General features: G+C 50.3%; 10 protein-coding genes. 2 read left to right on the top strand and 8 right to left on the bottom strand.

Annotated features, from left to right (window positions below; genetic code table 11):
* Nucleotides 1-133: 133 nt before the first annotated feature.
* On the bottom strand, nt 134-1,000 hold the full coding sequence (locus WFJ73_RS12315; protein WP_336773339.1) for a helix-turn-helix transcriptional regulator: 867 nt from the start codon (nt 998-1,000) through the stop codon (nt 134-136).
* 162 nt (nt 1,001-1,162) lie between these two features.
* Here WFJ73_RS12315 and WFJ73_RS12310 point away from each other — a divergent pair, with 162 nt between their 5' ends.
* The gene (locus WFJ73_RS12310; protein ID WP_336773338.1) at nt 1,163-2,881 is read left to right on the top strand and encodes a glycoside hydrolase family 2 TIM barrel-domain containing protein; all 1,719 of its coding nucleotides are present in this window, start codon (nt 1,163-1,165) and stop codon (nt 2,879-2,881) included.
* A 43-nt stretch (nt 2,882-2,924) separates the two neighbouring features.
* On the opposite strand, the gene WFJ73_RS12305 is transcribed toward WFJ73_RS12310, so the two are convergent.
* The 7 genes from WFJ73_RS12305 to WFJ73_RS12275 form a co-directional block, all read right to left on the bottom strand.
* A complete protein-coding gene (locus WFJ73_RS12305; RefSeq protein WP_336773337.1) occupies nt 2,925-4,652 on the bottom strand; it encodes a right-handed parallel beta-helix repeat-containing protein in 1,728 nt (575 codons plus the stop codon).
* A 10-nt stretch (nt 4,653-4,662) separates the two neighbouring features.
* Nucleotides 4,663-5,382 carry an HAD family hydrolase gene (locus WFJ73_RS12300; RefSeq protein ID WP_336773336.1) on the bottom strand — a complete coding sequence of 240 codons (720 nt, stop codon included), beginning with the start codon at nt 5,380-5,382 and terminating at the stop codon, nt 4,663-4,665.
* On the bottom strand, nt 5,376-6,524 hold the full coding sequence (dgoD, locus tag WFJ73_RS12295; protein WP_336773335.1) for a galactonate dehydratase: 1,149 nt from the start codon (nt 6,522-6,524) through the stop codon (nt 5,376-5,378). The genes WFJ73_RS12300 and dgoD overlap by 7 nt, the downstream gene beginning before the upstream one ends.
* Before the next feature lie 161 nt (nt 6,525-6,685).
* On the bottom strand, nt 6,686-8,095 hold the full coding sequence (locus tag WFJ73_RS12290) for a YfcC family protein (RefSeq protein WP_336773334.1): 1,410 nt from the start codon (nt 8,093-8,095) through the stop codon (nt 6,686-6,688).
* 4 nt (nt 8,096-8,099) lie between these two features.
* Nucleotides 8,100-9,290, bottom strand: a complete 1,191-nt coding sequence (locus WFJ73_RS12285) for a M20 family metallopeptidase (RefSeq protein ID WP_336773333.1) — start codon at nt 9,288-9,290, stop codon at nt 8,100-8,102.
* A 170-nt stretch (nt 9,291-9,460) separates the two neighbouring features.
* Nucleotides 9,461-10,354 carry a LysR family transcriptional regulator gene (locus WFJ73_RS12280; protein ID WP_336773332.1) on the bottom strand — a complete coding sequence of 298 codons (894 nt, stop codon included), beginning with the start codon at nt 10,352-10,354 and terminating at the stop codon, nt 9,461-9,463.
* Between the two features lie 18 nt (nt 10,355-10,372).
* Nucleotides 10,373-10,624, bottom strand: coding sequence for a YolD-like family protein (locus tag WFJ73_RS12275; protein WP_336773331.1), 252 nt, complete (start codon nt 10,622-10,624; stop codon nt 10,373-10,375).
* 208 nt (nt 10,625-10,832) lie between these two features.
* Here WFJ73_RS12275 and WFJ73_RS12270 point away from each other — a divergent pair, with 208 nt between their 5' ends.
* A complete protein-coding gene (locus WFJ73_RS12270; protein ID WP_336773330.1) occupies nt 10,833-12,257 on the top strand; it encodes a catalase in 1,425 nt (474 codons plus the stop codon).
* Nucleotides 12,258-12,295: the final 38 nt, after the last annotated feature.

Here is a 12,295-nt window from a genome sequence, read left to right as displayed (position 1 = left end):
ATGGTCGTATAACGTTATGAAGTTTCGTTAGATTCCAGAGGCAGCCGCATTCAGGCAATTAAGGCTATAGTTTCGTTAAAAATCATAACGCCGATGATTGGGCAGGCCACCGGGAACCTTTCACAACTATCGGCTATGTTTCTTCGTTGATCGTACCGGCCTCCGCCCTCTTCGTTATCCGATAATGGCTTGGCGACATGCCGTTATGCTGTTTGAACATTTTGCTGAAATGGTATTCCTCGTAATACCCGCACAGCTTGGCCACTTGATTGATAGGATAATCGGTAAAGACAAGATAACCGCATGCCTGCCGGTTGCGTATATGATCCAAATATGGTTTGGGTCCCATCCCCGTATGCTTCAGGAACATCTTGCGAAGATACGAAGGAGAAATGCTGTATGCTTTGGCCAATTGTTCGATTCGCAAATTTTCTTTGTAGCTGCTTTCCAGGGTTTGTTTAATCTTCTCATAAGAAGCAAAAACGCCCGACTCGTCGATATTCCAATCCGGCTCCTTGCTGTGCTGCAATTTGTTCAGTAACAGCAGCAGCTGGGATTCGGGAACGCTGGAGCCATCCGCTATTCGCGCAGCCCAGCTCTGATTGATTTCTCGGAACCACGCGCCAAGCTCTTCGGCTTGCGGATCTCCGTATCGACTTAGAAAAGGGAAGCTCAATTTACCAACCGGCATCGCATTCTTCCATACCGCCTCGTATACAAGCTCCGCGCAATCGAACAACACCATGGTCATACGAAGCGGCGCCTCCGGATCCGAGCGCATGGACATCTCCAATCCCGGCCTTAAATACGCCAGCATGCCCGCCTCAACTTGATGCTCGGTGTTCGTCAGGAAGGTCCCTCTCCCCTCATGTATCCAATAGAAGCTATGCACATTCACAAGGTTTCGAATATCCTTCCAGCCGGGATACGTTGATTTATCGAGAATGAGGTGGATATGGATAACAAGATGTTTAGTTGTTTGGCTAAGGTCTGTCATCATGCATAACCTCCTAGAATCGATCAGTAGATAAACAGGCTCGAAAATGACATGCGATTCTCGGTTTCTTCCATTCAGCTGCCCGAACCGACATGCTATATTATCCATATTATCAGACGATTACCACACCGGCTATGAATAGCTGAAGCTTAAGGAGGATCCGCATTGATTCGTACTTTTCCGGAGCATCATATTCGTAAAACAATGCTGTTAGACGGGCCATGGGACTTTGTCAAAGATCCCGAAAATACGGGACAGCAAAAGAAGTGGTTCGAGCGATTTCCACATGCCGGGAAATCTCTCTATGTGCCTTCCTGCTGGAATAACGAACTTCATTTGTATGATTACGAGGGTATCGCCTGGTACAGGAAAAAGCTGCGGACCGAAGATACTCAGCATGTCCGGCTTATATTCCATGCCGTATTAGGCCATGCCGATGTCTATCTCGATGGACAACATCTTGGTTACCATTATGGCGGATATACGCCGTTCGAATTTATTCTCCCCTCCCTGCCTGCCGGGGAGCATGAGCTGATTGTCCGGACAGACAGCACGCTCGACCGCTTGACCATTCCGACCGAAGTAGTCGACTGGTTCCATTACGGCGGTATTATTCGCTCGGTTGAGCTACAGACCTTACCGGATATCTATATCGATAAATTCGCGATAAATTATTTGCTGGATGGAGCTGCTGCCGACATAAAGATTCAAGTCCGTTTCTGCTCACTATCTCAAACCGATGAATCCGCTCTTTTCACGTTATCCGAAGGCAATCAGTTGATTCGCTCGGAACAAGTTCGCGTGGGAGCCGGACAAACGGAAGAGCTTGAATTCGAATTCCAATGGATTGACGTCCGGTTATGGAACCCTGGACGGCCGGAGCTCTATCTTTTCCGGGCTGGCATCGAACAAGACGACAAATATGAACGGATTGGTTTCCGCAAAATCGAAACAAAGGATCACCGAATATTAATCAATGGTGCTCCCGTCTATCTAAGAGGCATTAATCGGCATGAGGAGCACCCGGAATGGGGCTTCGCCTTCCCTCCCAAGCTTATGCAGAAGGATCTGGATATCATTCTTGAGCTTGGCTGCAATACGGTTCGCGGCTCCCATTATCCTCAAAGTCCGTATTGGCTGGATATGCTGGATGAGAACGGGATCATTTTCTGGAGCGAGATTCCGATTTGGGGAGCTATGCTGCCGAACGAGACCGTCTGCGAACCTCTATTTCAGAATCGTGCGTTAACGATGATGGAAGAGATGGTCCATATGCATATCCATCACCCCTCTGTTGTATTCTGGTCCGTTCATAACGAGATCGATTCAAGAACGCAAGACGCTTACGAGCTGACCAAGAGGATGGTTGAGCTCGTGAGGAAGCTGGACTCCAGCAGACTCGTTACCTATGCCACCATGCATCCGCTGGAGGATGTCCTGCTTCCGCTCTTTGACGTCATCGGCATCAACAAATATTATGGCTGGTATGAAGGCCAGGTTGAAGGCTTTAAGGATATGCTTCAACAGTTCCATAAGCGTGCGGAACAATTGGGTGCGGGAGATAAGCCAATATTAATGACCGAATTCGGCGGCGCCGGGATCTTTGGCGATGTCGGCTGGGAGCCAAGGCTGTTCAGCGAGGATTACCAGGCGCATATCGTTACTGAAGCGCTTGGCATTTTTAGAGAGGATCCTCGCATAGGAGGCACTTATATTTGGCAATTTGCGGATATCCGGGGTGATCTGAAGAGCAGCGGCAGGCATTTCCGCGACCGGGCGCGCAGCTTTAATAACAAAGGTCTGGTCAACGAATACCGCAAGCCAAAACAGTCTTTCCGCGAAGTGCGCCGCATCTACCGGGCTTGGAGCGAGCAGGATCAATAGAAAGCAAAAGAGACAGCCGGAGCCGGCTGTCTCTTCTGTTAATTTACGATTTCTGCATACGGAACGTGTTTCCTTCTATTTCAACGCCGCTGCAGCTTTCTAGCATGAAAAGCCCGCTGGAATCCGGCTCTTCTACGCTTTCGCCTAACTGGTCGACCAGAACCTCGTTTCGGCGGAAAACAAGCCCTTCCGTACTCCGCGCCGAAAGCAGCGCAGTTCGTGAGACTTCAAACCGATTACCCTCTATTCTGATGTTTCGGTGCACCGGTACTTCTGCCATCGAAAACTCGTTCTCGGGAGCGACTAGGATAATCGGATGCTCTATCCCGCCGCTGTCCTCAAAATGATTCCCCGTAATCAGCAAATCATTAACCGCACCCGATTCATACCATGAATTCGCATCGGCCGCGACCAGGATACCGTTCATGTGTATGCCTTCGAACCTGTTATCCCGAACAATCGTCTTTCTTGGCGACGTTACCAATATGCCGCGGGTCGGAATGCGGGCAAAATGGTTCCTCTCAATTACGATCTCCGGGGTCCACGTCAGATTCTCAATAACATCTTGCTCCCCATGCAGGATGGGAGCCGGCTGTTCCAAGGTCAGGAGGAGCTCGCGCGGATTAAGCCTCTCTACCGCGGCAACCCTTCCGGCAGCATAGGATGCAAGACTGTCCGCGCTGACAAAAGCGACTTCGTCACCGGGGAAGAAAGCCTGAAATCCATACGTTTGCGGATGCATGAATCTTACCTGTACTTGATCCGGTGCCGGTTGGCCGACAATACGCAAATAAGTACCATGAATGTTGATCGCATCGTCATGGGCACCTGCAAACCTGCTGTCCGTAATGGAAATAAGCCCCCGGCAGCCGGATAAATGGATAAAATCGGCGAATCCCGTTACCGTTCTTCCACTCTCAAGGCGCGGCGCCAATTCCAGATTCGTAAAGGTCAATTCTTCGCTGAACTGGCCAACAACGCCTAATCCATGCATAAAATGAATTCCCAGGCCGTTCAGGCGAACCCGCCTGCAGCCTGCAATCAGAACGCCAACCTGATCGCGTATGCCATCGCGCATTTGAACGGTTATCCCGGGCAGGACATCCGGTAAGGCATTTTCAGCAAAATGGTATCTGAGGCGACGACTGCCGAGTTCCTCAACGTGCTCTGCCTGTGAAGGCCAATCGTCCACCCTCCAGGTACGGTTTGCGACTATGTCGCAGTGCTGAACCGGTCCCTCACGAAAAGTCCAGCCTTCCCCCACCCAAGTAAGCTGTCCGTCCTCCAATTTGTAATGCGAGTCCGGATGCACGCGAACGTCGACCTCGTATTCTCCGCACCGCTCCACTGTCATCTCGGTCACGGTCGGCCGGGCATAATCGAAGCGCAAATTGCTAATCTCCATATTCTCGCAGCCATCCAGCAGCAGCATCGTTTGTTTGCCGTGGATAACAAACAGGGAGCCGTTCCCCTCCAGCGTAAAGTTGCGAAGACCTTTCATCCACAAGGCGACGGTTCGCGTGATATCGGGATTCTCTTCTTCGCTGGCTGTATTGGTAATATAATAAGCGGCTTTGTCTGCATGCTCCGGATAAAAATGATAGGTTCCGAAAGGCACCTCCAGAACGATTGGGCCATCTTGAGCGCCCGCTGCCTCAAGCGCAAGCCGTAAAATGCTACCCGCGTTCTCTCGCAAATGCTCAGCGTCGCCAAAGTCCCCCAGAGAAATCACCTTAACGGAAGCTAAATTCGAATTTTCGTGTATCGTCATGCCTATACCCCTAACTTTTAATTACCGGAATGAGATCCCTTAACGTCCCTATTGTATAGGTGGGTTTAATCTCGTCCGAGACGGATACTGCCCTGCGATTATAGAAGCAGAAGTCGATTCCGGCGTTTTGAGCTCCGTGGTAATCGTCGCTTAACGAATCTCCTACAAAGAGAACCTCGCGATTTGACAGCTTTAGCTCCTCTAGAGACAGATCAAAGATTTCTTTTCCCGGTTTCCGTACGCCCGCTTCATCCGAGACGATGATGGAATGAAATTTTTCATAGATTTGACCGGCAGCGAGTCTCTTCCGTTGTGCCAAGCCTAATCCATTCGAGATAATGCCCAGCTTATGCGTCGCATGAACCTGTTGAAGCACCTCTTCCGCATCAGGTTCAAAATAACAAGTATTGCAAAAGTGGTTCCAATAGGTGGAAGATAGCTTCTCATAGGCTGAATCATGAAGGCTAATCGTATCGCGGAACGAATGAATAAGCACGTCTTCAATTGTTCGATGGGGTCCCCGCTTATGAACGAAGTCCATCCAATGCTTGAAGTTGTGTCCCAGATACGTTGGCCAAAATGTATTCCAGCTCGCTTCATCGTCCAGATTCAGATGATGTTCGCGAACCGTCCTTCTCATGCATTCCGCTTCGCTATAGGTATAGTCCAATAAGGTATTATCCAGATCGAAAATAATCGCTTTATACATAGAAGCGTCCTGATTTACCATTCCGCAATGCTGCCGTCACGGTGGCGCCACACCGGATTTCTCCAATTATGCCCGACAGCGGCCATTTGTCTTACATGCTCTTCGTTAATTTCAATTCCGAGGCCAGGGCCTTGGGGGATTGTCACATGACCGTCTTGATATTCGAATACGGCCGGATCCTTCAGATAATCAAGTAAATCTCCCGTCTCGTTATAATGAATGCCAAGGCTTTGTTCTTGGATAAAAGCGTTATGGGAGGTCGCATCCACCTGTAGACAAGCGGCCAATGCGATTGGTCCAAGCGGACAGTGAGGCGCGAGCGCCACATCGTAGGCTTCCGCCATCGAGGCGATTTTTTTGCATTCGGTAATTCCGCCTGCATGCGACAGATCCGGCTGGATAATATCCACTGCCCCATCGCTGAGCAGCTGCTTAAAGTCCCAACGCGAGAACATCCGCTCGCCGGTCGCAATCGGAATAGACGTATGCTTGGTAAGTTCCTTGAGAGCTTCATTATTTTCCGGCAACACCGGCTCTTCGATAAACATCGGACGGTACGGCTCTAATTCCTTGGCCAGAATCTTGGCCATCGGCTTATGGACACGCCCATGGAAATCGATTCCGATCCCAATGGACGATCCAACCGCATCCCGCACGGCTGCAATTCGGGCAACGGCCTCATCGATTTTGTCATAGGAATCAATATATTGAAGCTCCTCCGTACCATTCATCTTCACGGCGGTAAATCCGGCGGCAACGATTCTTTTCGCTTCTTCAGCCACCTCGGCCGGACGGTCTCCGCCAATCCAGGAATATACGCGCATGGTATCGCGACAGGCACCCCCCAGCAACTGATAGATTGGAGCGTTATAGAATTTCCCTTTTATATCCCACAGGGCTTGGTCGATTCCGGAGATCGCACTCATCAGAATTGGGCCTCCCCGATAAAATCCCGAACGATACATCATCGACCAATGATCTTCAATCCGCATCGGATCTTTGCCGATCAAATATTCCATCAGCTCGTGAACGCAAGCTTTTACCGTTTCGGCACGGCCTTCTACGATTGGTTCGCCCCATCCCGTAATTCCTTCATCCGTTTCAATCTTCAGGAACAGCCAACGCGGCGGAACTTGAAACAACTCATAGCTTTGGATTTTCATAATGTCCTCCCGGAAAGTGAGTGATTGAAATTCAGCAGTTGTGAAAGCGGTCACAATATCGTTGAAACAGCTTCAGCTATCTTATTCTTCACCGGTGTGGCAATTCCCCCTTCAGCCAAAAAGAAAAACGTGCTCATCCAACAGGACGGCACGTTTCGCGTTTAATAATGAATCATATGGGCAATAACCATCAGAACCGCTCCGATTACGATCCACATACACATCAGCGGCCAGAAGAATTTTACCCACTTCTGATACGGAATGCCGGACACCGCCAGACTTCCCATGAGTGCCGAAGAGGTCGGCAGGATCATATTCGAGAAGCCGTCGCCAAGCTGGAAGGCAAGTACGGTCGTCTGGCGCGTCACTCCGATGAGATCCGCTAGCGGTACCATGATTGGCATTGTAGTTACGGCCATCCCGGTCCCCGATGTAATAAAGATGTTCATGACGTTCTGGAACAAGTACATGCCAAGCACCTGCACCGGACCCGGCAGCTCGCCAACCAGAGTTGATAAGCCGTATACAAGGGAATCGATAACGCTGCCTTGATCCAATACAACCATAATCCCGCGGGCAAAACCGATAATTAACGCTCCGTAAGTAATCGCCTTTGCGCCTTTTACGAATTCCGAAGCAATACGGCTTGGTCCGTATCCCGCGCAAAATCCGCTGACGACACCCATCGTCAAGAACAAGGCGGCAAGCTCCTCCATCCACCAGTCCTTCTTCGATACTCCCCAGATCAGAGTAGCAAAGCCTGCGATGACAACCGCCAAAGTCAGATAATGCTTAAGCTGCATGCGGGGAAGCTTGTTCAGATCTAGCTCTTTCGTCTCGACTTCCTTTTCAAGCTCGCTGACAAGGCTTTTCTCCGGATTCGAACGAACCTTGCCGGCATAGCGTACGATATACAAGCTTGTTACCGTAATGAGACAGAGCAGAAGGATAATCCTTAGCCATGCCCCCGAGAATAACGGAACCTCGGCAATGGCTTGCGCAAGTCCTACATTAAACGGATTAAGAATCCCTGCCGTAAAACCGCTTGCGGCACCCAGCGAGACCATTGCCGTTCCGGTAAGCGCATCAAAGCCAAGAGCTCTCGCAACGGCAATTCCGATCGGCACGAATACCATGACTTCCGTCGACATGCCCATCGTAAATCCGGCAACCGAGAACAGCATAATAAAGATCGGGATGACCCATCTGCCTTTATTGGCGAAGTTTCTAGCAACCCTGCCCGTAATGGCTTCAATCGTCCCCGTCGAAGAGATGATCTCGAACGTGCCGCCAATAATAAGGATGAAAAAGACGACGTCAGCGGAATCAACAAGTCCGTGAACGATGGCTTTAGGGATGCTTACCAGGCTTACTGGGCTGGCATCAACTTCATGATAGGAATTCGGCACAACCAGCGTTTTGCCCGTTGCCTGATCTTCGGCCCGTTCGAATTCGCCTGCCGGAACCACGTAAGTCAAAGCGGCCGCAACAAATACGAGAAAAATAAGAATGACATACGTATGAGGCATCTTAAACCATTGCCGGGATGTCGATTTAGTCGGATCTTTCATTGTTTTATCCCCCATTTTTAGAATTGCTCCACTCTTCAAACTCTGCGCGGACGAGCCTTAATGCGTCACGATCCGAACAGAGATCATAAGCGGTCATAGCCAGAGCTTTCGCCGCTTGGTTCAGTAGAATCATTCCTTCCTCCGAACCGGCAAGACGCGCGAATTCCGGCGTATGCGTCGTAGCTTCCCCAAGCCGGATATAAGGATGGATAACTGCCGTCATTTGACTGACGTTGCCAATGTCCGAGGAACCAACGCCGCCCTTCTGCGGAGGATCGTTTACCTCAAGGCCAAGCTCTTCCTCCAGATTGCGGGCGAATAAGCCTGCTAATGCTTTATTATTGTTCCGCTCGGCATAGATCAGACCTTCCTTAATCTCGACCGCTGCCCCTACGCCCTCTGCCGCGCAGCGGACGGCTCGGTATACTTTTTCCCTGACGATCTCCAGTTCCTCCACGGTGGACGCTCGCAAAATAAACACCATTTCGGTCAGCTCGGGCACAACGTTAGGCGCGTCTCCGCCCTTCGTAATAATACCGTGGATCCGGACATCCTCCTTCATAAACTGGCGCAAGGAGTTAATTGCCACATAGGCGTTGACAAGAGCATCCAGGGCGCTTATTCCTTTTTCCGGCGAAGAGGACGCATGGGCCTGTCTCCCGTGGAAAGTAAACGTAGCATCCACGCATGCAAGCGCGCCGCGCAGCACCATCGTTTTGTTCTGCGGATGCACCATCATGGCCGCGTCTACCTCGTCAAACACCCCGTCGTTGCACATGATGATTTTGCCGCCGCCTTCCTCTTCGGCAGGCGTGCCAAGTACGATGATTTTACCGGGCAGCTCCGGGAAAGTACTTTTTAGCGCGAGAGCTGCGCCAACCGCCGCCGTTCCGATCAAGCTGTGGCCGCAGCCGTGGCCAAGTCCCGGAAGCGCATCGTATTCGGCCAGCAGCGCTATTGTAGGTCCGCCCGTTGTCCCTTCCCAAGTTGCCCGGAACGAAGTATCAAGACCCGAAATCCCCTTTTCCACCGCAAAACCCGCTTCAATCAGCGGCTCCGTTAGCCATTGCTGCGCTTTATGCTCGTGAAAGCTAAGCTCCGGATTCGCATGAATGCGAAGAGACAGCTCACGCAGCTGCGCATCACGCGTATCTACCGCCTGCGCAATCCGTTGTTTGGATTCTTTGTTGCTCATCAAGTCGTTCCCACCTGTTCTAAAAAATCCGTATATTTATGCATCAGTATGTATCAAATAATAAGGAAACCTGCCTGATAAGTACAATTAATTGTTTTTTGGGGATGCGCATAACTTTTTTTATGGGTCTTGGGAAAATAAAAAAGCCCCGCATGCTCTCATGCAGGACTTCATGTGCTTAAATGCTCGTTCGTCATAAAATCAACGAATCTATCTACTATTGCCAGCTCGCGCGTCTGATTCCGGTAGAACATCCATGTATTTCTGCGGATCGGCTCACCGTTCTTCAGCTTTAGTTCAAGCGAATGCAAACCGTCCTCCGGTGATACAAATACGCCAGGCACGATCGAAAAGCCAAGCCCTTGCTTGACCATTTCCTTGCAAGTCTCGTAGGCATCAACCTGCATGGCTATGTTTGGAGGTACCTGATAATGCTCATGCCACCATTTCTGAATGGTATTGCCCAATGTCGATGCGGATGCGCGTACCGTCTTGGACTTGGGGTCGTTGTAATGGATATGCGGCAGCTCCGGAAGCCGATCAAGATCGATTGGTTCATGGGAAATCAGACAGATGGGCTCGTCATGAAGCAGCTCCTTCGCTTCCTGCCACTCGTAATTCCCGCGCACGATTCCTATATGAATCTCCTGCTCGGTTAACAAATCGAGAATCTCCGAGCTTAAAGCGCAGGTGACATGAAATTGCACTTCGGGATACAGATCCTTGAACTTGCTAAGCAGAGGCGGCAGCTTGTATAAGCCGTAATAGCTGGCTACTCCTAGACGAAGCGTGCCTTTTACGTGACTCCTCATATTAAGAAGATAATCCTTCATCGCTGCCATCTCGTCGCGCATCTTCCTGGCAAACGTGGCCAGCGCCTCGCCTTCCGGCGTTAAATACGTGCCTTTCGCATGCTTGACAATAAGCGGAACGCCGAATTCCCGCTCCATCTGCTGAATCCGGTACGTTAAGGCAGGCTGCGTCATATAGAGCTTTTCCGCCGCTTTCGTCAAGCTATGTTCCTCGGCTACGTATTGCAGAATAACCGCGTCTTTATCGTCCAATCCTTAACAAGCTCCTTTTTAATTCCTTGGATAACTGACATTCATAATATCCATAAACGGGACTTTATCCAATCCCGATGAAGTCTCGACATGAACTTTGCCTGTCCTTGAATCCATCGCCGTAATAACGCCTTGAACAGGTTCTTCCCTGCCCCATACGGTGAGGACGATCGTAGATGTTTCATGGAAAGCTTCGCTTAACTGATTCCCTATCTCTTCTAATACAAACTCGTCCCTCGTTGGACGCTTTGGCACCTTTGCTTTCGCCATATTTGTCTATTACCTCCAATAAGCCTTTCCGCTTGTTGTCCAATCATAACATATCCCGGGAGTATTAATGTCCGATTGAGGCGAAAAAAATCTTCCATCCGGCCTCCGTCCGATAGGATCGGATAATAGACAATATTCCAAACGCATTTTACTTCGCTCGCGAGAATAGACATAAAGGTGGCAAGAGATTAATGATGGAGGTGTATAGATGGACAATAATCAAGGTTCTTTGGAGAATAATGCCCCGATGCCTAAGCAGAAATCAACTAAAAAAGAGCATCACCATGGCTTATCACCGTCGCAATGGAGCGCGATCGACAGTCCGGCCGCACTCCATTCGCAAACCGTAGGCGCCCGCGGCCCCATTCTCGAACAAGACAGCGTGCTGCACGAGACGATGGAGACCTTCATACATAACAAAATTCTCGAAAGACCCGTTCATGTCAAAGGCTGGGGCGCTTTTGGCTACTTCCAGACCGTACATTCCATGGCTGCCCATACGAAGCTTTGCTTCTTGCAGCAGCCTGGTTATCAAGTCCCCGTTACGGTCAGGTTCTCCCTCGCGGTCAGCAACAAGGGAACCCCGGATACTTCACGCAACGTACGCGGATTCGCGACCAAATTTTATACCGACGAAGGTGTCTTCGACCTGGTTTTCAATCATATTCCCGTCTTTCTGATCAGAGACCCTATTCGTTTCCCGGAATCCATACAGGCCTTCTTGCCTTCGCCTATCAATAATTTAATTGACCCCGAGAGGTTCTGGAGCTTTATCGCAAGAGCGCCTGAATCGACTCACTTTATCGTATGGTTGTATTCCGACGCCGGAACGGTCAAGAGTCTTCGCCACATCCCCGGACATAGCGTAAATACGTATGTCTGGAGGAATGCGCAAGGCATCTGCACCTACGTTAAGTATCACTGGATTCCGTATGCGGGTGTCCAAACGATTGACGCCGAGGAATCTGCCGAACTCAGCTGCAAGAATCCGGATTACGCCGGTCAGGACCTGTACGATACGCTTGCCTGCGGAAAAACGGTAGAGTACGGCTTATACGTTCAACTTATGGATCCAGCGGATGAGGCGAGTCTTCCTTATGACCCTCTCGACGATACGAAAATTTGGGATGAGGATCAGTTCCCTCTCCTGCCGGTCGGCAAGCTTGTTCTGAACCAGAACCCGGACGATTATCAGGAGCAGGTGGAGAAGCTTGCCTTCTCCCCTTCCAATCTGCTGGAAGGCGCCGAGCTGTCGGATGATAAAATGCTGCAAGGACGTTCGAATATATACGCAGATTCGCAGCGTCACCGAATTGGACCGGATTTCCGCAAGGTGCCGGTCAATCATCAGGCGAACTGGACTCCTGGCTCCATGCAAACCAGCGGCAATGGCCGGTACGTGGCAGGGCATCTTGTGAGGTCCGAAATTCCAAAGTCCGATGATTTCACGCAAGCCGGTCAATATTACGATCGTCTGCAGCCGGTACAGAAGGATCATCTCGTCAACAATCTGGCCGGTGATCTCTCCGCAGCATGCGTAGAAACCCAAGCTATTGTACTCGGTTACCTGAGAAAAGCTTCAACCGAATTAGGGGAACGCGTTGCCAAGCAAATTCACGCTCAAAAAGGCTGACTTTTACATGCAAAAAACCGTTCCCGGAAAAAGGGAAC

The sequence above is a fragment of the Paenibacillus sp. MMO-58 genome (assembly GCF_037146255.1).
GTDB lineage: Bacteria > Bacillota > Bacilli > Paenibacillales > Paenibacillaceae > Pristimantibacillus.
This window is presented reverse-complemented; position numbering and strand designations above follow the sequence as displayed.

What these genes read in the sequence shown, in the direction of transcription:
- WFJ73_RS12300 (WP_336773336.1), bottom strand. Translation starts at nt 5,382, where the DNA reads ATGGTAAATCAGGACGCTTCTATGTATAAAGCGATTATTTTCGATCTG.
- WFJ73_RS12290 (WP_336773334.1), bottom strand. Translation starts at nt 8,095, where the DNA reads ATGAAAGATCCGACTAAATCGACATCCCGGCAATGGTTTAAGATGCCT.
- WFJ73_RS12270 (WP_336773330.1), top strand. Translation starts at nt 10,833, where the DNA reads ATGGACAATAATCAAGGTTCTTTGGAGAATAATGCCCCGATGCCTAAG.
- WFJ73_RS12315 (WP_336773339.1), bottom strand. Translation starts at nt 1,000, where the DNA reads ATGATGACAGACCTTAGCCAAACAACTAAACATCTTGTTATCCATATC.
- dgoD (WP_336773335.1), bottom strand. Translation starts at nt 6,524, where the DNA reads ATGAAAATCCAAAGCTATGAGTTGTTTCAAGTTCCGCCGCGTTGGCTG.
- WFJ73_RS12305 (WP_336773337.1), bottom strand. Translation starts at nt 4,652, where the DNA reads ATGACGATACACGAAAATTCGAATTTAGCTTCCGTTAAGGTGATTTCT.
- WFJ73_RS12285 (WP_336773333.1), bottom strand. Translation starts at nt 9,290, where the DNA reads ATGAGCAACAAAGAATCCAAACAACGGATTGCGCAGGCGGTAGATACG.
- WFJ73_RS12275 (WP_336773331.1), bottom strand. Translation starts at nt 10,624, where the DNA reads ATGGCGAAAGCAAAGGTGCCAAAGCGTCCAACGAGGGACGAGTTTGTA.